14 protein-coding genes and 4 tRNA genes are annotated in these 21,142 nt (G+C 60.2%); 3 read left to right on the top strand and 15 right to left on the bottom strand.

From position 1 onward, the window contains the following. The first annotated feature begins 169 nt into the window (after window positions 1–169). Window positions 170–631 (top strand): cupin domain-containing protein, encoded by a 462-nt coding sequence (locus ACN9MY_RS03770; RefSeq protein WP_426167625.1) that lies wholly within the window; start codon window positions 170–172, stop codon window positions 629–631. Window positions 632–663: 32 nt separating this feature from the next. Here ACN9MY_RS03770 and ACN9MY_RS03765 read toward each other — a convergent pair whose 3' ends face one another. After that, window positions 664–1,260 carry a hypothetical protein gene (locus ACN9MY_RS03765; protein ID WP_426167623.1) on the bottom strand — a complete coding sequence of 199 codons (597 nt, stop codon included), beginning with the start codon at window positions 1,258–1,260 and terminating at the stop codon, window positions 664–666. A 39-nt stretch (window positions 1,261–1,299) separates the two neighbouring features. Between ACN9MY_RS03765 and ACN9MY_RS03760 the strand changes: the two genes are divergently transcribed. After that, complete coding sequence (locus ACN9MY_RS03760; protein ID WP_426320592.1) at window positions 1,300–1,878, top strand: endonuclease/exonuclease/phosphatase family protein; 579 nt, start codon at window positions 1,300–1,302, stop codon at window positions 1,876–1,878. A gap of 169 nt (window positions 1,879–2,047) precedes the next feature. On the opposite strand, the gene rpoC is transcribed toward ACN9MY_RS03760, so the two are convergent. The 13 genes from rpoC to ACN9MY_RS03695 form a co-directional block, all read right to left on the bottom strand. Then, window positions 2,048–6,271: a DNA-directed RNA polymerase subunit beta' gene (rpoC, locus tag ACN9MY_RS03755; protein WP_426167619.1), complete on the bottom strand. Its 4,224-nt coding sequence runs from the start codon at window positions 6,269–6,271 to the stop codon at window positions 2,048–2,050. A gap of 140 nt (window positions 6,272–6,411) precedes the next feature. Beyond that, window positions 6,412–10,521, bottom strand: coding sequence for a DNA-directed RNA polymerase subunit beta (gene rpoB / locus ACN9MY_RS03750; protein ID WP_426167617.1), 4,110 nt, complete (start codon window positions 10,519–10,521; stop codon window positions 6,412–6,414). Window positions 10,522–10,712: 191 nt separating this feature from the next. Then, window positions 10,713–11,090, bottom strand: a complete 378-nt coding sequence (gene rplL / locus ACN9MY_RS03745; protein WP_155452697.1) for a 50S ribosomal protein L7/L12 — start codon at window positions 11,088–11,090, stop codon at window positions 10,713–10,715. A 64-nt stretch (window positions 11,091–11,154) separates the two neighbouring features. After that, a complete protein-coding gene (gene rplJ / locus ACN9MY_RS03740; RefSeq protein ID WP_028103002.1) occupies window positions 11,155–11,652 on the bottom strand; it encodes a 50S ribosomal protein L10 in 498 nt (165 codons plus the stop codon). Between the two features lie 308 nt (window positions 11,653–11,960). Further along, the gene (gene rplA, locus ACN9MY_RS03735; RefSeq protein ID WP_130316657.1) at window positions 11,961–12,656 is read right to left on the bottom strand and encodes a 50S ribosomal protein L1; all 696 of its coding nucleotides are present in this window, start codon (window positions 12,654–12,656) and stop codon (window positions 11,961–11,963) included. 2 nt (window positions 12,657–12,658) lie between these two features. Beyond that, window positions 12,659–13,090 carry a 50S ribosomal protein L11 gene (gene rplK, locus ACN9MY_RS03730; protein ID WP_130316656.1) on the bottom strand — a complete coding sequence of 144 codons (432 nt, stop codon included), beginning with the start codon at window positions 13,088–13,090 and terminating at the stop codon, window positions 12,659–12,661. Between the two features lie 152 nt (window positions 13,091–13,242). After that, window positions 13,243–13,842 carry a transcription termination/antitermination protein NusG gene (gene nusG / locus ACN9MY_RS03725; protein ID WP_426167614.1) on the bottom strand — a complete coding sequence of 200 codons (600 nt, stop codon included), beginning with the start codon at window positions 13,840–13,842 and terminating at the stop codon, window positions 13,243–13,245. Beyond that, a complete protein-coding gene (secE, locus tag ACN9MY_RS03720; protein ID WP_090436079.1) occupies window positions 13,842–14,225 on the bottom strand; it encodes a preprotein translocase subunit SecE in 384 nt (127 codons plus the stop codon). The genes nusG and secE overlap by 1 nt, the downstream gene beginning before the upstream one ends. A gap of 36 nt (window positions 14,226–14,261) precedes the next feature. Next, window positions 14,262–14,337, bottom strand: a tRNA-Trp gene (locus ACN9MY_RS03715). Window positions 14,338–14,419: 82 nt separating this feature from the next. After that, complete coding sequence (gene tuf / locus ACN9MY_RS03710; protein ID WP_426320585.1) at window positions 14,420–15,610, bottom strand: elongation factor Tu; 1,191 nt, start codon at window positions 15,608–15,610, stop codon at window positions 14,420–14,422. A gap of 68 nt (window positions 15,611–15,678) precedes the next feature. Further along, window positions 15,679–15,753, bottom strand: a tRNA-Thr gene (locus ACN9MY_RS03705). 23 nt (window positions 15,754–15,776) lie between these two features. Then, window positions 15,777–15,850: transfer RNA gene (locus ACN9MY_RS03700), tRNA-Gly, on the bottom strand. Between the two features lie 52 nt (window positions 15,851–15,902). Beyond that, window positions 15,903–15,988: transfer RNA gene (locus ACN9MY_RS03695), tRNA-Tyr, on the bottom strand. 198 nt (window positions 15,989–16,186) lie between these two features. Here ACN9MY_RS03695 and ACN9MY_RS03690 point away from each other — a divergent pair. Continuing rightward, on the top strand, window positions 16,187–19,444 hold the full coding sequence (locus ACN9MY_RS03690) for an EAL domain-containing protein (RefSeq protein WP_426336845.1): 3,258 nt from the start codon (window positions 16,187–16,189) through the stop codon (window positions 19,442–19,444). A 127-nt stretch (window positions 19,445–19,571) separates the two neighbouring features. On the opposite strand, the gene ACN9MY_RS03685 is transcribed toward ACN9MY_RS03690, so the two are convergent. Continuing rightward, a complete protein-coding gene (locus ACN9MY_RS03685) occupies window positions 19,572–21,128 on the bottom strand; it encodes an HDOD domain-containing protein (protein WP_426167608.1) in 1,557 nt (518 codons plus the stop codon). Between the last annotated feature and the right edge of the window lie 14 nt (window positions 21,129–21,142).

The following is a 21,142-nucleotide window of genomic DNA, read 5'->3' as shown; positions in this document are numbered from 1 at the left end:
ACCATGGGGTCACACCCCAAGTGTGACACGGGCTCGGCTGGAATCAGCGTCCAGGCCGGGCGTTTCAGCACAGGAGTGTCGCTGCCTACCAACTTGGAATCCGCTGCGGATGGGCTATAACGATAAATGGACGCCAGTTTCCCCGCCAACCATAAGAAGGAGCGCCACCATGAGAACAATGGCATTTGCGGTACTAGCGGTTTCTACCCTGCTGAGCGCCAACGCGCCAGCCAAGGATAAAGGCAAGGCCATGGAAGATGTGGTCTGGCCGGCCGAGTCGGTGAAATGGGAAGCCGGCCCGGTTGCCGGCACCAAGGTTGCCAAGCTGTGGGGCGACTGGATGAAAGGCGGCCCTTACGGCGTGCTGGTGAAGTTCGACGCCGGGCAGGTCAACGCCCTGCACCACCACACCCACGCGCTGAAGATCGTGATCATGTCCGGCACTTTCGTGCATAAATCCGATGGCGCCCCTGAAACCAAGCTGGGCCCGGGCTCTTACCTGATGCAAGCGCCCGGCAAAAAGCACGTCAGCGGCTGTGCAACCGGTGCAGACTGCACCTTCTTCATGACATCCGACGGCAAGTTCGATTTGATTGACGATTCGAAGGCCGCGGCAAGCGATAAAAAGTAGTCGAGAAACGAGTGAGGTCACATCTCGTGGCCTCAGGCCTTCCCGTAAGTGAGCATGAACTGCAAAATGGCGCGAATTTCCGCCTCAGTCGCGGAGGGAAGGTGAAATACGTCACGATCATCCCAGGTCATCTTGGACTCGGTCAGCTTGACCATGTGGGCGCCGAAGTGATCCATATTGAAGGCTGCCCCAAGCGCATGCCCACGCGGCGGCATCGTGTTGAAAATGATCCTGAAACTGCGGTCAGGCATCTGCCGAATCACCGGCTCGCAATTGGCGTCGAAGCCTCTCGCCTGGACTTCGCCATAGCTTCGGGCATGTTTCGCAATAATGGACGAATAGCTGAAGCGGCGCACACCGCCGTAGCGCTGGTTTACATGGATCGTGACATCATTGTCCAGCCTGACCTTGACAACGGCACCCTTCGCGTCTTTCGTCTCGACCTCGATCTCCTCGCCGCCTACCAGTGCATCAAACAGCTTGCGCTTGGCAGGGTGCAGGCGTGCCACGATTTCCGCATGATTGTTTGGCAAGTCATACAGGCCGCTGAACATCGACTCATGCAGGTACATTTTTCCATCATCGCCCACAGTCGTCGCGTCACAGGTGATTTGGAGGGATTCGGCCATAGCGCTCTCAAACAGAATGCAGAAAATACTGATTGTAGTATGCAATTGGCGCCTGACAATATTTCTGGGGCTGGCGCAAATAAAAACGCCACCCAATGGTGGCATTTTTGCAGCAGTTTGTTAATTAGACCCTACCATTTCGCGCCAGCGGGCTTCCAGCAATGCGTCTCGCCTATACTGGTGAGTCCGAACTACCTATCGTGGAGCATGACAACGTTGGGGTGGGATGCTACTTGCTGCAACCATATCGCCTCCTGGGCGCAACTGCAGGATCGCCAGACTGGCCGCAAGTTCTACTTCTTCTCCGTTCACTTCGACCACGAAGGCGAGGTGGCGCGCCGGGAATCGGCTAAGCTCATGCTGCGAAAGGTGAAGGAAATTGCCGGCTCCGAGCCAGTGATCGTGGCCGGCGATTTGAATTCCGTCCCGGAGACCGAACAGGTTGCCATCATGAAGTCTCGGCTGGCCGATGCATTCGATATCAGCGCGAAGCCAGCCTATGGCCCGGTTGGTACTTTCAACAGATTTAAAATCGACAGCCCACTGACAGAGCGTATTGACCGCATCTTCGCCAGCCCGCACGTGAAGGTATTGAGCTACGCAACACTGACCGATTAACTCCACGGCCGCTTCCCATCCGATCACCTGCCTGTGCTGATCAAGGCCAGGATCAACTGAAGAGCCCGTGTCACCCTTGGGGTGTGACCCCATGGTGTGACACGGGCTCTGCCGTAGCGCAAAAAAAAACGCCACCCGAAGGTGGCGTTTTTTCTGGCGTTGAAGCGGATTACGCTTCGTCGCTGTGGTGCGGTTCGTCCGCTGGCAGTTCGGCCACGATCGCGGCGCGTTCTGCTTCCAGCAGCGCTTTGCGCTCTTCGGCTTCCCACACTTCCTTCTCTTTGCGGGCGCGGTGGAAGGCCAGGCCGGTACCGCCTGGGATCAGGCGGCCGACGATGACGTTTTCCTTCAGGCCGCGCAGACCGTCGCGCTTGCCCATGATCGCGGCTTCGGTCAGCACGCGGGTGGTTTCCTGGAACGATGCGGCCGAGATGAAGGAGTCGGTCGACAGCGATGCCTTGGTAATACCCAGCAGTACGTTTTCGTACGTTGCAGGGATCTTGTTCAGGGCATTGACGCGATCGTTTTCTTCCAGCAGTTCGGAACGCTCCACCTGCTCGCCGACGATGTAGTCGGTGTCGCCGGCGTTGGTGATCTGCACGCGGCGCAGCATCTGGCGAACGATCACCTCGATGTGCTTGTCGTTGATCTTCACGCCCTGCAGTCGGTACACGTCCTGCACTTCGTCAACGATGTAGCGTGCCAGCGCTTCGATACCCAGCAGGCGCAGGATGTCTTGCGGATCGGCAGGGCCGTCCACGATCATCTCGCCCTTGTTCACCACCTGGCCGTCGTGCACCAGCACTTGCTTGTCCTTGGTAATCAGGAACTCGTGCTTGTTGCCGTCCATGTCGGTGATTTCCAGACGCTGCTTGCCCTTGGTTTCCTTACCGAAGGCCACGGTACCGGTGACTTCCGCCAGCATGCCCGCGTCTTTCGGCGAACGTGCTTCGAACAGTTCCGCCACGCGTGGCAGACCACCGGTAATGTCTCGGGTCTTCTGCGATTCGGTCGGGATACGCGCCAGAACCTCACCCACGGACACTTGCTGGCCGTCTTTCACCATGATCAGCGCGCCGACCTGGAAGCCGATCGCCACTGCGTGTTCGGTGCCGGCGATCTTCACTTCGCCGCCGTCTTCGTTCAGCAGTTTCACCTGTGGACGCAGGGCCTTGCCTGGGGAACCACGACGCTTGGCGTCGATCACCACCAGGGTGGCCAGGCCGGTCACTTCGTCGACCTGGCGAGCCACGGTCACGCCTTCTTCGATGTTCTCGAAGCGGATGGTACCGGCGTACTCGGTAATGATCGGACGGGTCAGCGGGTCCCAGGTTGCCAGAGGAGCGCCGGCCTTCACAGCCATGCCATCCTTGACGATCAGGGTCGCGCCGTACGGTACCTTGTGACGCTCGCGCTCACGGCCGTGGTCGTCGGTGATCAGCACTTCGCCGGAACGGGAAATGACGATCTGGGCGCCCTTGCCGTTGGTGACGTAACGCATCGTGGCGGTGAAGCGCACGGTGCCGTTCGACTTGGCTTCGACGGACGATGCCACTGCTGCACGCGATGCCGCACCACCGATGTGGAAGGTACGCATGGTCAGCTGGGTACCAGGTTCACCGATCGACTGCGCTGCCACCACACCGACTGCTTCGCCGGCGTTGACCAGCAGGCCGCGGCCCAGGTCGCGGCCGTAGCACTTGGCGCACAGGCCGTAGCGGGTGTCGCAAGTCAGCGGGGTACGGACCTTCACTTCGTCGATGCCGACGCGTTCGATCTCTTCCACCATGTCTTCGTCCAGCAGGGTGCCGGCTTCGTACAGGGTAGCCTGGGTCTCTGGGTTGACGATGTCGGTGCCTGCCACGCGGCCGAGGATACGGTCGCGCAGGGCTTCGATCACTTCACCGCCTTCGACCATCGCCTTCATCAGGGTGCCGTTGGAAGTGCCGCAATCGTCTTCGATCACCACCAGGTCCTGGGTCACGTCGACCAGACGACGGGTCAGGTAACCGGAGTTCGCGGTCTTCAGCGCGGTGTCGGCCAGACCTTTACGAGCGCCGTGGGTCGAGATGAAGTACTGCAGAACGTTCAGGCCTTCGCGGAAGTTCGCGGTAATTGGCGTCTCGATAATCGAGCCGTCTGGCTTGGCCATCAGGCCTCGCATACCGGCCAGCTGGCGAATCTGTGCTGCGGAACCACGCGCACCGGAGTCGGCCATCATGTAAATCGCGTTGAACGATTCCTGGGTCGACTGGGTGCCGTCGCGGCGCACCACGTCTTCCACCTTCAGGTGGTCCATCATCGCCTTGCCGACTTCGTCGGAGGTCTTGCCCCAGATGTCGACGACCTTGTTGTAACGTTCGCCGGCGGTGACCAGACCGGAAGCGTACTGCTGCTCGATCTGCTTCACTTCCGCTTCGGCGGTCGCGATCAGGGTCTTCTTCACTTCCGGTACCAGCATGTCGTCCACGCAGATCGAAATACCGGCGCGGGTTGCCAGGCGGAAGCCCGACTGCATCAACTGGTCGGCAAACACCACGGTTGCGCGCAGGCCGCACTTGCGGAAGGAAGTGTTGATCAGCTTGGAGATCTCTTTCTTCTTCAGCGGACGGTTCAGTACGCTGAATGGCAGGCCTTTCGGCAGGATCTCGGACAGGATGGCGCGGCCAACGGTGGTCTCGTAACGGGTCACGGTACGGACGAACTCGCCGGTTGCTGGATCCTTTGGATTCTCAACGATACGCACGGTGATGCGGGTCGCCAGTTCCACTTCCTTGTTGTCGTACGCGCGGATCACTTCCGACACGTCCGGGAACATCATGCCTTCGCCCTTGGCGTTCACTGCTTCGCGGGTCGCGTAGTACAGGCCCAGCACGATATCCTGGGAAGGAACGATCGATGGTTCGCCGTTCGATGGGAACAGGATGTTGTTCGAAGCCAGCATCAGGGTGCGGGCTTCCATCTGTGCTTCGATCGACAGAGGAACGTGGACTGCCATCTGGTCACCGTCGAAGTCCGCGTTGAACGCGGCGCAGACGAGCGGGTGCAGCTGGATCGCTTTACCTTCGATCAGCACAGGCTCGAAAGCCTGGATACCGAGACGGTGCAGGGTTGGTGCACGGTTCAGCATGATCGGATGTTCGCGGATCACTTCTTCCAGGATGTCCCACACCACTGGCTCTTGCACTTCGACCAGCTTCTTGGCGGCCTTGATGGTGGTCGCGAGACCCATCAGTTCCAGCTTGTTGAAGATGAATGGCTTGAACAGTTCCAGGGCCATCAGCTTTGGCAGACCGCACTGGTGCAGTTTCAGCTGTGGACCCACCACGATCACGGAACGGCCGGAGTAGTCGACGCGCTTACCCAGCAAGTTCTGACGGAAGCGGCCGCCCTTACCCTTGATCATTTCAGCCAGCGACTTCAGCGGACGCTTGTTAGCGCCGGTCATCGCTTTGCCGCGACGGCCGTTGTCCAGCAGCGAGTCAACTGCTTCCTGCAGCATGCGCTTTTCGTTACGCGTGATGATCTCTGGAGCACGCAGCTCCATCAGGCGCTTCAGACGGTTGTTACGGTTGATGACGCGGCGATACAGGTCGTTCAGGTCGGAGGTCGCGAAGCGGCCGCCATCCAGCGGGACCAGTGGACGCAGTTCCGGTGGCAGCACCGGCAGCACTTCCATGATCATCCAGTCTGGCTTGATGCCGGAACGCTGGAATGCTTCCAGCACTTTCAGGCGCTTGGCGTACTTCTTGATCTTCGCTTCGGACTTCGATTCCTTCAGTTCCACGCGCAGGGCTTCGGCATCGCGGTGGATGTCGATCGAGCGCAGCAGTTCGCGGATACCTTCAGCGCCCATGAAGGCGGTAAAGTCGTCGCCGTACTCTTCGTACTTGGCGGCGTAGTCGTCTTCCGACATGATCTGGCACTTCTTCAGCGGGGTCATGCCTGGATCGGTCACGACGTATGCTTCGAAATACAGGACGCGTTCGATATCGCGCAGGGTCATGTCCAGGACCATGCCCAGGCGCGACGGCAGCGATTTCAGGAACCAGATGTGGGCAACCGGCGAAGCCAGTTCGATGTGGCCCATGCGCTCACGGCGCACTTTGGCCAGGGTCACTTCAACGCCGCACTTTTCGCAGATGACACCGCGGTGCTTCAGGCGCTTGTACTTGCCGCACAGGCATTCGTAGTCCTTGATCGGGCCAAAGATCTTGGCGCAGAACAGGCCATCGCGCTCTGGCTTGAAGGTACGGTAGTTGATGGTCTCCGGCTTTTTGACTTCGCCGTAGGACCACGAACGGATTTTCTCAGGAGAGGCCAGACCGATCTTGATCGCGTCGAACGACTCGTTTTGCTGTACTTGCTTGAATAAATCGAGCAGGGCTTTCATGTATCACTCCAGATAGTGACGAATTCTTTACTTACTTAAAACCGGTAAACCGGTGTCAGACCCACTGGGTCCGACACCCGGTACGCGGCTGCCGCGGGCTCAGTGTCTGACCCTGCGGGTCAGACACTGCTTTACCGGTTTTAGTTGCGCTCGAGGTCGATATCGATACCCAGCGAGCGGATCTCTTTCACCAGCACGTTGAACGATTCCGGCATGCCGGCGTCGATCACGTGGTCGCCCTTGACGAGGTTTTCGTACACTTTGGTACGGCCGTTCACGTCGTCGGACTTCACGGTCAGCATTTCTTGCAGCACGTAGGACGCGCCGTACGCTTCCAGTGCCCACACCTCCATCTCACCGAAGCGCTGGCCGCCGAACTGGGCTTTACCGCCCAGAGGCTGCTGCGTCACCAGCGAGTAAGGACCGGTGGAACGGGCGTGCATCTTGTCGTCGACCAGGTGGTGCAGCTTCAGCATGTGCATCACGCCCACGGTGACTTTGCGCTCGAACGCTTCGCCGGTGCGGCCGTCGTACATGGTGACCTGGTTCTTGGACGGGGTCATGCCCAGGTGCTTGGCGATATCGTCCGGATACGCCAGGTCCAGCATGCGGCGGATTTCCGATTCGTGCGCGCCGTCGAACACCGGAGTCGCGAACGGCACACCCTTCTTCAGGTTGTATGCCAGCTTCATGATCTCGTCGTCGGACAGGGAAGCGATGTCTTCCTTGGCGCCGGACTCGTTGTACACGGTGGTCAGGTACTTGCGCATCTCTTCGACCTTGATCTGCGCTTGCAGCATTTCGCCGATACGGATGCCCAGGCCCTTCGCTGCCCAACCCAGGTGGGTTTCCAGGATCTGGCCAACGTTCATACGGGACGGAACGCCCAGTGGGTTCAGCACCACGTCTGCCGGGGTACCGTCAGCCATGTATGGCATGTCCTCCACCGGAACGATACGGGACACAACACCCTTGTTACCGTGGCGGCCTGCCATCTTGTCGCCGGACTGCAGGCGGCGTTTAACGGCCAGGTACACCTTGACCATCTTCTGCACGCCAGGCTGCAGTTCGTCGCCCTGGGTCAGCTTCTTGCGCTTCTCTTCGAAGGCCAGGTCGAACTGGTGGCGCTTCTCGGCGATGGATTCCTTGATGGCTTCCAGGGCTTTGGCCATGTCTTCGTCGGCAGGACGGATGTCGAACCAGTGGAACTTGTCCAGGTCGTCCAGGTAGTCCTTGGTGACCTTGGCGCCTTTGGCCAGCTTCTTCGGACCGCCGTTGACCACTTGGCCGATCATCATCTTTTCCAGACGCTGGAAGGCGTCGCCTTCCACGATACGCATCTGGTCGTTCAGGTCCAGGCGGTAGCGCTTCAGTTCATCGTCGATGATCTGCTGGGCGCGCTTGTCGCGTGGGATGCCTTCGCGGGTGAACACTTGCACGTCGATGACGGTACCAACCATGCCGGATGGAACGCGCAGCGAGGTGTCTTTCACGTCGGATGCTTTTTCGCCGAAGATCGCGCGCAGCAGCTTCTCTTCCGGGGTCAGCTGGGTTTCGCCTTTCGGGGTCACCTTACCGACCAGCACGTCGCCGGCTTGCACTTCAGCGCCGATGTACACGATGCCGGACTCGTCCAGGCGAGCCAGTTGGTTCTCTGCCAGGTTCGAAATATCGCGGGTGATTTCTTCCGCGCCCAGCTTGGTGTCACGGGCAACAACGGACAGTTCTTCGATGTGGATCGAGGTGTAACGGTCGTCTTTCACGACGTTTTCCGAGATCAGGATCGAGTCTTCGAAGTTCAGGCCGTTCCATGGCATGAAGGCCACGGTCATGTTCTGGCCCAGTGCCAGTTCGCCCAGGTCGGTCGATGCGCCGTCGGCGATCACGTCGCCCTTGGCCACACGGTCGCCCACTTTGACGATCGGACGCTGGTTGATGTTGGTGTTCTGGTTGGAACGGGTGTACTTGATCAGGTTGTAGATGTCCACACCGACTTCGCCAGCCTGTGCTTCTTCGTCGTTCACGCGGATCACGACGCGGCCCGCGTCGATGTAGTCCACCACGCCGCCGCGCAGGGCCTGCACGGTGGTGCCGGAGTCGACTGCCACGGTACGTTCGATACCGGTACCGACCAGCGCCTTTTCAGGACGCAGGCAAGGCACGGCCTGACGCTGCATGTTGGCGCCCATCAGTGCACGGTTCGCGTCATCGTGTTCCAGGAATGGAATCAGCGATGCTGCAACGGACACGATCTGGCCTGGCGCAACGTCCATGTACTGCACGCGCTCTGGGGAGACCAGAATGGTTTCGCCGGCTTCACGGGACGATACCAGTTCGTCGACCAGTTGGCCTTCTTCATTCACTTTGGCGTTTGCCTGGGCGATGATGTAGCGGCCTTCTTCGATCGCGGACAGGTAATCGATCTTGTCGGTCACCTTGCTGTTTTCAACTTTACGGTACGGGGTTTCCAGGAAGCCGTACTCGTTCAGGCGGGCGTACAGTGCCAGCGAGTTGATCAGACCAATGTTCGGGCCTTCAGGCGTTTCGATCGGGCACACACGGCCGTAGTGGGTCGGGTGAACGTCTCGCACCTCGAAGCCTGCGCGTTCGCGGGTCAGGCCGCCAGGGCCCAGGGCCGATACGCGGCGCTTGTGGGTGATTTCCGACAGCGGGTTGGTCTGGTCCATGAACTGCGACAGCTGGGACGAACCGAAGAACTCACGGATAGCAGCCGAGATCGGCTTGGAGTTGATCAGGTCGTGCGGCATCAGGTTGTCGGCTTCGGCCTGGCCCAGGCGTTCCTTGACGGCGCGCTCAACGCGCACCAGGCCGGCGCGGAACTGGTTCTCGGCCAGTTCGCCCACGCAACGTACGCGGCGGTTACCCAGGTGGTCGATATCGTCGACTTCGCCGCGGCCATTGCGCAGCTCAACCAGGATCTTGATCACGGCCAGCACGTCGTCGTTCGACAGGGTCATGGCGCCGGTCAGTTCGTCACGGCCGATACGGCGGTTGAACTTCATGCGGCCCACGGCGGACAGGTCGTAGCGGTCGGCGCTGTAGAACAGGCCGTTGAACAGGGCTTCCACCGACTCTTCGGTTGGCGGTTCGCCAGGACGCATCATGCGGTAGATCGCGATACGGGCTGCGGTCTGGTCGGCAGTGTCGTCGATACGCAGGGTCTGGGAGATGTAGCCGCCCTGGTCCAGGTCGTTGGTGTACAGGGTCTGGATCGCGGAGATATTGGCTTCGCGCAGCTTGCCCAGGGTGTCTTCGGTCAGCTCGTCGTTGGCCAGTGCCACCACTTCGCCGGTTTCCGGATCAACGATGTTCTTCGCCAGTACGCGGCCCAGCAGGTAGTCTTCCGGCACGGAGATGTGCTGGATGCCGGCTGCTTCGATTTCGCGCACGTGCTTGGCGTTGATACGCTTGTCCTTGGTGACGATGGTCTTGCCCGACTTCGGATCGACGATGTCGAAGCGCGCGACTTCACCGCGCAGGCGTTCGGACACGAACTCCATCTCCGCGCCTTCCGAACGCAGGTTGAAGTTGTCGAAGACGAAGAAGTTCGCCAGGATCTGTTCCGGGGTCATGCCGATCGCCTTCAGCAGGATCGATACCGGCATCTTGCGGCGGCGGTCGACGCGGAAGTACAGGATGTCTTTCGGGTCGAACTCGAAGTCCAGCCAGGAACCGCGGTAAGGAATGATACGTGCCGAGAACAGCAGCTTGCCGGACGAGTGGGTCTTGCCGCGGTCGTGCTCGAAGAACACGCCTGGCGAACGGTGCAGCTGGGATACGATGACACGCTCGGTACCATTGATCACGAACGAGCCGGTGGTCGTCATCAGGGGCAGTTCGCCCATGTAGACTTCCTGTTCCTTCATTTCCTTCACGACCGGCTTGGTTGGCGATTCCTTGTCCAGGATCACCAGGCGCACTTTGGCGCGCAGCGGGGAAGCGAAGGTCAGGCCGCGCAGTTGGCATTCCTTGACGTCGAACGCCGGGTCACCCAGAACGTAGGACAGGAATTCCAGACGGGCGAAGCCGTTGTGGGAAACGATTGGGAAGATCGACGTGAAAGCCGATTGCAGGCCTTCGTTCTTGCGGTTTGCAACGGGAGTGTGCTCTTGCAAGAAGTTCTCGTACGACTCGAGCTGGGTAGCCAGCAGGAACGGAACGTTGTGGACGTTGGCGCGTTTCGCAAAGGACTTGCGAATGCGTTTCTTCTCAGTAAATGAGTAGTGCATGGACACTCCGTGTGAGACAGGAAAAGGTAGAGAATTCAGCGTTGCGGGCGCGCTTCGCAAAGCTCAATTCACTAGAAAACAACAACTTCTACTTCAGAGACGACAAAGGAGCCAAGGGCGGACCCTCCCTTTCGGGAGAGATCCGCCGCATTGGCTTCCTAAACTAAGGCAGTTAACCCGCCTTGGTTCAATTACTTCAGGTCAGCTTTCGCGCCGGCTTCTTCCAGCTTCTTCTTAGCTGCTTCAGCGTCGGCCTTAGCCATTGCTTCTTTCACGGTCTTCGGTGCGCCGTCAACCAGGTCTTTGGCTTCTTTCAGGCCCAGACCGGTGATTTCGCGAACAGCCTTGATCACGCCAACTTTGTTAGCGCCGACTTCGGACAGAACCAGGTTGAATTCGGTTTGCTCTTCAGCAGCAGCTGCGCCGCCGGTTGCGCCGCCAGCGGCTGGAGCTGCCATTGCAGCTGCGGACACGCCGAACTTTTCTTCGAATGCCTTGACCAGTTCGTTCAGGTCCATTACGGACATTTCGGACACTGCGTTCAGGATGTCGTCTTTGGAAATTGCCATTTGAAACTCCTAATTTGTTTGTAGTACTACAGAATTGGTATTGACTAAGAAACGAGGCCAGCGATTAAGCAGCTTCGGTTTCTTTCTTGGCTGCCAGAGCAGCCAAGCCACGTGCAAAGCCCGACACCGGAGCCAGCATAACGCCCAACAGCTGCGAAATGAGGACTTCACGGGAAGGAATGCTCGCCAGTGCGGTAACGCCAGCTACGTCGAGCTGCTTACCTGCATAGTTACCAGCCTTCAGGACCAGTTTGTCGTTGGTTTTGGCGAAGTCGGCGAGGACTTTCGCTGCAGCAACAGCATCATCCGAGATCGAGTAGATCAGCGGACCGGTCATGGAGTCGGCCAGAGCGGCGAACTGCGTGCCTTCTACTGCACGACGTGCCAGGGTGTTCTTCAGAACACGGATGTACACGCCTTGCGCACGCGCATTAGCACGGAGTTTAGTCAAGTGACCAACCTGGATGCCACGGTACTCGGCCACAGCGATAGTTTGCGCAGTTGCTACTTTTGCGGAAACTTCGGCTACGACGGCCTTTTTGTCATTCAGATTGAGACCCACGGTCTATCTCCTTAAATAATGCTCGGCTTGCGCCTCGCATCGGTTCGAACAACGGCGTCCGAGGTTTAGGAGTCTAAAGGGACTACATAAACTTGTTCGGGATCACCATCTGCGTTGGGAGCTTTCACTATTAACCCAGAGCCTACCTGATGCTCCGAGCCCAACGGTCTTTGAAGGCATGGCGGCGGCAGAACCGCCGCCAACCCAAAGATCCGCCTCAACCTTCCGGCTGAGGACTTAATACTATTCAGTCGGTGCCAGGGGCCAACACGCTGCGCGTGTCAGCCACTGGCACCGAAGTGTAAAACTTAGCCGTTCAGGCCAGCGTGGTCTACGCGTACGCCAGCGCCCATGGTGGACGACAGGGATACTTTACGCAGGTACACGCCTTTGGACGAAGCTGGCTTAGCCTTGTTCAGGGCGTCGATCAGAGCAACCAGGTTGGTCTTCAGATCTGCGTCGCTGAACGACTTGCGGCCGATGGTCGCGTGGATGATACCTGCCTTGTCGGTACGGTACTGAACCTGACCGGCCTTGGCGTTCTTCACGGCGCCAGCCACGTCTGGAGTGACGGTGCCAACTTTCGGGTTAGGCATCAGGCCACGTGGGCCCAGGATCTGGCCCAGGGTACCAACGATACGCATGGTGTCTGGGGAAGCGATCACGATGTCGAAAGGCATGTCGCCGGCTTTGACGCGCTCAGCCAGGTCTTCCATACCAACAACGTCAGCGCCGGCAGCTTTAGCTTGCTCAGCCTTGTCGCCGGTTGCGAACACAGCAACGCGAACAGTCTTGCCGGTGCCAGCTGGCAGAACCACGGAACCACGCACAACCTGGTCGGACTTCTTAGGATCCACGCCCAGTTGAACGGACACGTCGATGGATTCGTTGAACTTGGCGGTAGCCAGTTCTTTAACCAGGGCGACAGCGTTGTCGAAAGCGTACACTTTGGTACGGTCTACTTTAGCCTTGATGGCTTGAGCGCGCTTGGACAGTTTTGCCATGATTAGATGCCCTCTACGGTGATGCCCATGGAACGTGCGGAACCAGCGATGGTGCGAACAGCAGCATCCAGGTCGGCAGCGGTCAGGTCCGGGGTCTTCAGTTTAGCGATTTCTTCAGCTTGAGCGCGGGTCAGCTTGCCTACCTTGTCGGTATGTGGCTTGGACGAACCCTTTTGCACGCCGGAGTGCTTCTTGATCAGGAAGGTCGCTGGAGGGGTCTTCATCACGAAGGTGAAGGACTTGTCCGCGAACGCAGTGATCACGACTGGGATTGGCATGCCTGGTTCCATACCTTGGGTCTGCGCGTTGAACGCCTTGCAGAATTCCATGATGTTCAGACCGCGCTGGCCCAGTGCTGGACCGATTGGAGGGGATGGGTTTGCCTTACCAGCTGGAACTTGCAGCTTGATAAAGCCAATGATTTTCTTTGCCATTTGGGCACTTCCTATCGTTGGATTGAGTAGTAGCGCCCCGCACGCGGCGGGGCTCCTCTTGGTTTTGCCAGCTTAGACGCGCTGGCAGGCGATTTACCGCAAAACCGGCAAACCGGTGTCTGACCCAATGGGTCAGACACCGAACTACCGGTTTAGATCTTTTCGACCTGGCCGAACTCGAGTTCGACCGGAGTAGCGCGACCGAAGATGGTGACCGACACACGCACCTTGGATTTCTCGTAGTTGACTTCTTCCACGTTGCCGTTGAAGTCGGTGAACGGGCCATCCTTGATGCGGACTTGCTCGCCCACTTCGTACAGCACTTTTGGACGTGGCTTTTCCACGCCTTCCTGCATTTGCGTCATGATCTTTTCGATCTCGCGCGCAGGAATCGGGGTCGGCTTGTTCGACTTGCCGCCGATGAAGCCGGTCACCTTGCTGGTGTTCTTCACCAGGTGCCAGGTTTCGTCGGTCATTTCCATTTCCACCAGGACGTAGCCCGGGAAGAAGCGGCGCTCGGTAACGGACTTCTGGCCGTTACGAACTTCAACGACTTCTTCGGTCGGCACCAGGATCTGGCCGAACTGGTCTTGCATGCCGGCGCGCTCGACGCGCTCCATCAGGGCGCGCTGTACGCTTTTCTCCATGCCGGAGTAGGCGTGCACGACGTACCAGCGCTTGTTGCTGACTGGCGTCGACACTGCCTGCGCAGGCTCTTCCTTGCCTGGCTCGTCTTGTACAATTTCGCTCATTATTTCTTCCAACCCAGGATGAGGTCGTACAACACAAATTCGAGGATCTTATCCGTGCCCCAGAGGAAAATCGCCATGACCAGCACAAAGGCGAACACGATCAGAGTGATCTGACGGGCTTCCTTGTGGGTCGGCCAAACAACTTTCTTGGTCTCGCGAACGGATTCTTTCGCAAAATTCAGGAAATCACGGCCTGCAGCAGAGGTGTACGCGATGCCGGCGGAAATAAGCAAACCAACCACAAGCGCGGCTGCCCGCACCAGGGTTGGTTTACCGGTCAGGACGAAGAATCCGACCACGCCTGCAATCAACGCCACAACTGCCAACACGACTTTGAACTTATCGTTCGTCGTGCTAACGGTTTGCACGGATTGATTAGACATTTACTTTTTACTTTCGGTGCCCTGCACCAGATTCGGTGGCAGGGGCGGAGGGCATCGAACCCCCAACCTTCGGTTTTGGAGACCGACGCTCTGCCAATTGAGCTACGCCCCTACGTAAAACTTTACAGTGGAATCCGTAATTCTAGCACCCATCAGCGACGGGCGCTAGTCTTGGCTGGATTCTTTTCGACTACTTAGTCGATGATCTTGGCAACCACGCCGGCGCCAACGGTACGACCACCTTCGCGGATTGCGAAGCGCAGGCCTTCTTCCATAGCGATCGGGGAGATCAGCTTCACGGTGATGGAGACGTTGTCGCCTGGCATAACCATTTCCTTGTCCGCTGGCAGCTCGATGGAGCCGGTCACGTCGGTGGTACGGAAGTAGAACTGTGGACGGTAGTTGTTGAAGAACGGGGTGTGACGGCCGCCTTCATCTTTCGACAGAACGTAGATCTCGCCGGTGAAGTGAGCGTGCGGCTTGATCGAGCCTGGCTTCGCCAGAACCTGACCACGCTGAACGTCTTCACGCTTGGTGCCGCGCAGCAGCAGACCAACGTTGTCGCCGGCCTGACCCTGGTCCAGCAGCTTGCGGAACATTTCCACGCCGGTGCAGGTGGTCTTGACGGTGTCAACGATACCAACGATTTCGATTTCTTCGCCGACCTTGATCACGCCGCGCTCAACACGACCGGTCACCACGGTGCCGCGGCCGGAGATCGAGAACACGTCTTCCACTGGCATCAGGAAGGTGCCGTCAACAGCGCGCTCTGGGGTTGGGATGTAGGAATCCAGCGCATCAGCCAGACGCATGATGCAGTCTTCGCCCATTTCGCCAGCAGCGCCTTCCAGGGCCATACGTGCCGAACCCTTGATGATTGGCAGGTCGTCGCCTGGGAATTCGTACTTGGACAGCAGCTCGCGCACTTCCATTTCGACCAGCTCCAGCAGTTCTGCGTCGTCAACCAGGTCGCACTTGTTCAGGAACACGATGATGTATGGAACGCCAACCTGACGTGCCAGCAGGATGTGCTCGCGGGTCTGTGGCATTGGGCCGTCAGCTGCGGAGCAAACCAGGATCGCGCCGTCCATCTGCGCAGCACCGGTAATCATGTTCTTGATGTAGTCGGCGTGGCCTGGGCAGTCAACGTGAGCGTAGTGACGCGATGCGGTCTCGTACTCGACGTGGGCGGTGTTGATGGTAATGCCGCGTGCTTTTTCTTCTGGAGCAGCGTCGATCTGGTCGTAAGCTTTCGCTTCGCCGCCGAACTTCTTCGACAGGACGGTTGCGATTGCGGCGGTCAGGGTGGTCTTGCCATGGTCAACGTGACCGATGGTGCCAACGTTCACGTGCGGCTTAGTCCGCTCGAACTTTTCTTTTGCCATTTTAGACTCCTAACAAATGTTGATTTGCTGGGCACGCGCCCGACTAACAGATAGATACTGCAGAATTCTGGTGCCCTTGACGTGGATTGAACACGTGGCCTCTCCCTTACCAAGGGAGTGCTCTACCACTGAGCTACAAGGGCTTATTTTTACTACTGTGCTGCTATGGAGCGGGTGAAGGGAATCGAACCCTCGTCTTAAGCTTGGAAGGCTTCAGCTCTACCATTGAGCTACACCCGCGAGGTTCCGACTACTTTCGACTACTACTCTTCACTCAGCTTCCTGCAAGCTTTGGTGGAGGGGACTGGATTCGAACCAGTGTACTCATAAGAGGGCAGATTTACAGTCTGCTGCCTTTAACCACTCGGCCACCCCTCCGCGAAGGAACCGCAGAGTATGAAGCAACTTTCTAACACTGTCAAGAACGTTATTTGCTTATTTCGCAAACGCTGCATGACGTGCGCTTCGGGGCGAGATTGTAATGGCTAGTCCTGCAAATTTGCAAGTGTTGTTTTTGGGTTGCACCGTTTGCTATAAAATCGGTCAACTTGTCCTGTGCCTCCGAGCGCTCATTCTGTGAAGAATACCTCTCCCGGCTGGCCGCAAACATTGGCCGCCAACCTGCTGATGCTGGCGGCTTACGCGGTCATCGGCCGCTTTTGCCTCTACCTGTCGCTGGCGCCCGGTTATGCCAGCCCGCTCTTCCTGCCGGCCGGGATTGCCCTGGCTGGCGTGGTCACCTTTGGCCCGCGCTTGCTGCCAGGGGTTGCGGTCGGCGCCCTGCTGATCAATTTCCTGCCCCTGCCGGGCGCGCCCAATCCGCTGACCCTGCCACCGTTGCCGCAAGGACTGGCTGCGCTTGCCGCCGCTTTCGGCTCCGCCCTGCAAGCCTGGCTGGGCGGCCTGTATTTCCAGCGCGCCATCCGCCCGGAAATCGGCGCCGGCCGCGATGTGCTGCGCTTCCTGTTGCTGGCGGTTTGCGTCACGCTGGTGAGCAGTACGCTGTCCAATCTTGCGGCCGTTGCCGCCGGCGCCATTGCCCCAGCGGAGCTGCTGACAAGCTGGCTCACCTGGTGGATCGGCGATGCCATCGGCGTCCTGCTTGCGGCGCCGCTGTGCTGGGTGCTGTTCGGCCAGCCGCGCGCGCTGTGGCAGCGCCGCCGCCTGCTGGTGGGCGTGCCGCAACTGTTCCTGGTCACCCTGTGCGTCATGCTGTACGTGCTGGTGGCGCGCTGGGAAACCCGGCAGCACCTGGAAGGCTTCCGTCTCAAGGCGCAACAGGTAGGCGACTTGCTGCAGTCGCGCTTCAGCGAGCATGAGCGCTATGTCCTGGCCATGGCGCGCGCCATCAACCGCTATGGACGCGTGATGTCGGCGCAAGGCTTCGACAAGATTGCGCACGGTTACCTCGACCAGCGCCCTGAATTGCTGTCCATGGCCTGGTTGCGCCTCGTGTCGGAGGCGGAACGGCCGGCTTTCGAAACCTGGGCGCGCGATGCCATCGACCCCGATTTCCGCATGATCGCCCCCGCCACCGGTCCCGGCCACACGCACAGCCACGCCGCCTCCAAGCAGCCAGAGGTGCCGCCAGGCGACCACATGGTGACACTGTTCATCGAGCCTGCCGCGCGCCGCCATTACCAGGGCCTGGACTGGCTGGCCGAACCGGTACGCGCCCAAGCGGTGCATGAGGCGCTGCGTACCGGCAAGCCGGTCGCCAGCGCACCGGTGGCACTCTCCACGCCTGGCGAAGGCAGCGGCGTGGTCTTGCTGCAAGCCGTCGACCCGGGCGACGGCCAGCCGGCGGCGGGCATGCTGCTGCTGGCCATGCAGATCGACTCCTACGTCAACGGGGCGCTGGCCAACGCCGATTTCCCGCATATCCAGGCGCGCCTGGTGGATCGCAGCATGCCCGGCCCGACAACGCTGATCGACCAGCTGTCGCGCGCGCCGAACGACGAAGACTATTGGCGCAAGCTCAGCCTTGGCGGCCGCGACTACGAACTGGTGCTGGTTCCCTCGGCGGCCTACATGGTGCACCAGCATGGCTGGCAAAGCTGGCTGGTCCTGAGCGCGGGCCTGATGCTGACCGGCCTGCTCGGCGCCCTGATGCTGCTGACCAGCGGCGAACGCGCCCAGATCCAGCAACAGGTGAAAGAAAGCACGATACGCTTGCGCGAACGCGAAGCGCGCCTGCAGGCCATCCTCGACAAGGCGGCCGACGCCATCCTGACCATCGATGCCGAGGGCTTGCTGGTGTCTGCCAACGCGGCGGCCTGCCGCCTGTTTGGCTATCCGACGGAAGCGCTGTCGGGCATGCCGCTGGCGATCCTGCTGCCGGAAGCGGAAAGCGACAGCGCGGCGCGCCTGCTGCGCAATATCGCCGGCGGCGCCACCCACGAACACGAATCAAGCGGACGCCGGCACGATGGCAGCATCTTGCCGATTGCAATTTCAGTGAGCGAGGTCGAGCTCCCCGACGGCAATGTGTTCGTCGCCATCCTGCACGACCTGACCGAGCAGCAGCGCGCGCAGGAACGCATCTACAAGCTGGCCCACCACGATCCGCTGACCGGTCTGGATAACCGCCTGTCGCTCAACCTGCGCCTCGACCAGCTGCTGGCGCAAACCCGGCGCGCGAACGGCACGGCGGCAGTGATGTTCCTCGACCTCGACCACTTCAAGAAAATCAACGATACCCACGGCCACGCCACCGGCGACCAGTTGCTGGTGGCCGTGGCCGACCGCCTGCGCGACTTGCTGCGCGAAGTCGACACCATCGCCCGGCTGGGCGGCGATGAATTCATCGTGGTCACGGGCGGCAACGTGACGCCGGCCGAAGCGAGCCAGATTGCCGTGCGCATCGTGGCCGCCCTGGCCGAGCCGTTCCAGCTGGCGGGCAAGACCATCCACACCGGCACCAGCGTCGGCGTGGCCATGTTCCCGCCCGATGGCCACGACAGCGCCACACTGCTGCGCCATGCGGATACGGCGATGTATGCGGCCAAGAGCCAGGGCCGCGGCAACTTCCAGTTCTTCGAAGCGGCCATGAATGCCGCCACCCACGACCGGCTGATGATGGAGAACCGCCTGTGGCAGGCGCTGGAGCGCAAGGAATTCGAGCTTTACCTGCAGCCGCAGGTGGAACTGGCCACGCGCCGCGTGATCGGCGCGGAGGTGCTGCTGCGCTGGCACCATCCGGAGCTGGGCATGGTGGGCCCGGCTCGCTTCATTCCGATCGCGGAAGAGTCGGGGCTGATCCTGCCGCTGGGGGAATGGGTGCTGCAGCAGACCGTTGGCCTGCTGCGACGCTGGGAAGGTTCGTTGCGGCTGGCGGTCAACCTGTCGGCGCGCCAGTGCCACGGCGGTGCGCTGTTGCCGCTGCTGGACCAGTTGCTGCGCGAGAGCGGGATTGATCCCTCCTTGCTGGAGCTGGAAATCACCGAATCGGCGGCGATGCAGGATCCGGAGCGTAGCCGCGAACTGTTGCGCGAGCTGCGGGCGCGCGGGATCAAGGTGGCGATCGATGATTTCGGGACCGGGTATTCGTCGCTCAGCTACCTGAAGTTGTTCGAGATCGACCGGATCAAGATCGACCGGGGGTTTGTGAAGGATATCGAGAGCGATCCGAATGATGCGGTGATCGTTACCGCGACCATCGGGCTGGCGCATGCGCTGGGGCTGGGGGTGGTGGCGGAGGGTGTTGAAACCGAGGCGCAGGTGGAATTCTTGCGCAGCAAGTATTGCAACGAGGCGCAGGGGTATCTGTTTGCGCGGCCGATGCCGGTTTCTGAGTTTGAGGCTCTTGCCGGGCGGCTGCCGGAGACCGCTTAAAACCGGTAAACCGGGGTCAGACCCGAAGGGTCAGACCCCCAACGGCTTCCCTGCCGCGGGGGTGGTTCCGGGCCTTTGACTTTTTGAGAAGGGTCTGACCCTTGGGTCGGACCCGGGTTTACCGGTTCTAGGGCGACAAAGCCGCCAACACCTGCGCCTTCAACGCCCGAATCAGCGAAGTCTCATCCGGCGGCACGCCTTCCGGCGCCGGCAGCGCCCGATCCGCATAGAACAAGCCAAGCTGCACGCCCTGCACCACCAGCGGCAGCACGATAAAGCTGCGCGCATCGGGCAACAGATCCAGATGCCACTTCGGCAGCAGGTCGCGGATCTTGGCCACATTCGCATCCGCGATCATCAAATCCGCATCGTTATCCAGCGCCAGGTGGAACAGATCCTTGCCCTGCAGCGGAAACACAAACCCCTCCAGGCGCAAGGCCCGCTTATCGCCCAGCGCGATACGCGCCCGGAACTGCCCCGTCTTCGCATCCTTCAGGCACACCGTCGCAAAGCGGAAGCCCATGCTGCGATACAAAGTCTCCAGCACCGCCTGCACCAGCTCATTGACGCGCGCCTTGCCCTCCACCCGCATCTCGGTCAGCTCCTGCACCCCCGCCAGCAGCTGTTCGCGTGCATCATACGGCTTGCCGCTCGGGTAAGCGCCCTCCTTCGCGCCCGCATCCAGGCTGGCCAGCGCCAGCACGCTCGGCAAGGTCCCCGCCGGTCCCGGCGCCTCGGCCGATTCCGCGTAAGGATCGCCCGGCTCACCGGCACTGCCGCCGGAAGCGCCATCCAGCTGCATGCTGTTCAACAAGGCATCCATGCTGCTGCGCGCGCGGGTCAGCACCGTGGTCACCTGTTCGCGCTCCAGCCCGAGCGCATTGCCGAAGCGCTGGTGCAGCAGCCGCACGTCGTCGGCAGCCGCGCCGCCCAGCCGGGTCAGTGCACGTGCCGCATCCATGCTGAAGTGCACCACCTGCCGTATCCACTCCGTGCGGTCCGCCGGTGGCCGCAAGGTGCTGCCATACAAGGGAGTCAACGAGCGGATGATCACATCGGGAATCTTCCATTCGCGCAGCACGGTCGCCGTCAAGGTGTCGTAGGTGCTGCCCAGGATCATTTGCGAAGCCTGGGCCTGCGAATGTTCGCCAGCCACGACCAGGGCATTGATTTCGCGGAAGCGCTCATGCTCGCGCGAGGCAATCAGCAACGGCCCCAGGTTCTTGAACAACGCGCCGATGGCCGCTTCTTCCGCCTTCTGGTAAGGGCTGTAGCGCGCCAGTTCACGCCCCACCAGGCTGGCGCACAGCGCTGCTTCGAGCTCGACCCGCACGCTTTGCGCATGCTTGCTGTTGGCCATGGTGTCGACCAGCAGCATGGCCAGCGCCGTGGTTTTCACGTTATCGAAACCAAGCAGCGAAATTGCATGGGAAATTGTGGTTACCGGCGCCCCCGACGCCTGGCGGTACTGCGGCGTATTGGCCAGGCGCAGGATCTTCTGCGTCAGCGCGACGTCGGACAGCACGTGGTAGGCCAGGCTTTGCGTGCCCTGGTCGTCCGAGTCAGCCATTTGCACTACGCGCGCGATCGACACGCCAAGCGCAAACAAGCCCTCGTCGTCGCTGCATAGCTTTTTCAGCAGGTAGGCGCGGACCGGGCGTTCTTCTGGTGGATGGGAGCTCATAGCCCATTGTAGCC

Source organism: Pseudoduganella sp. R-31 (assembly GCF_049913235.1).
Classification (GTDB): Bacteria; Pseudomonadota; Gammaproteobacteria; order Burkholderiales; family Burkholderiaceae_D; genus Rugamonas.
This window is presented reverse-complemented; position numbering and strand designations above follow the sequence as displayed.

Coding starts and splice junctions, on each gene's coding strand:
- ACN9MY_RS03770 (WP_426167625.1), top strand. CDS start 170: ATGAGAACAATGGCATTTGCGGTACTAGCGGTTTCTACCCTGCTGAGC.
- ACN9MY_RS03765 (WP_426167623.1), bottom strand. CDS start 1,260: ATGGCCGAATCCCTCCAAATCACCTGTGACGCGACGACTGTGGGCGAT.
- ACN9MY_RS03760 (WP_426320592.1), top strand. CDS start 1,300: ATGCAATTGGCGCCTGACAATATTTCTGGGGCTGGCGCAAATAAAAAC.
- rpoC (WP_426167619.1), bottom strand. CDS start 6,271: ATGAAAGCCCTGCTCGATTTATTCAAGCAAGTACAGCAAAACGAGTCG.
- rpoB (WP_426167617.1), bottom strand. CDS start 10,521: ATGCACTACTCATTTACTGAGAAGAAACGCATTCGCAAGTCCTTTGCG.
- rplL (WP_155452697.1), bottom strand. CDS start 11,090: ATGGCAATTTCCAAAGACGACATCCTGAACGCAGTGTCCGAAATGTCC.
- rplA (WP_130316657.1), bottom strand. CDS start 12,656: ATGGCAAAACTGTCCAAGCGCGCTCAAGCCATCAAGGCTAAAGTAGAC.
- rplK (WP_130316656.1), bottom strand. CDS start 13,090: ATGGCAAAGAAAATCATTGGCTTTATCAAGCTGCAAGTTCCAGCTGGT.
- nusG (WP_426167614.1), bottom strand. CDS start 13,842: ATGAGCGAAATTGTACAAGACGAGCCAGGCAAGGAAGAGCCTGCGCAG.
- secE (WP_090436079.1), bottom strand. CDS start 14,225: ATGTCTAATCAATCCGTGCAAACCGTTAGCACGACGAACGATAAGTTC.
- tuf (WP_426320585.1), bottom strand. CDS start 15,610: ATGGCAAAAGAAAAGTTCGAGCGGACTAAGCCGCACGTGAACGTTGGC.
- ACN9MY_RS03685 (WP_426167608.1), bottom strand. CDS start 21,128: ATGAGCTCCCATCCACCAGAAGAACGCCCGGTCCGCGCCTACCTGCTG.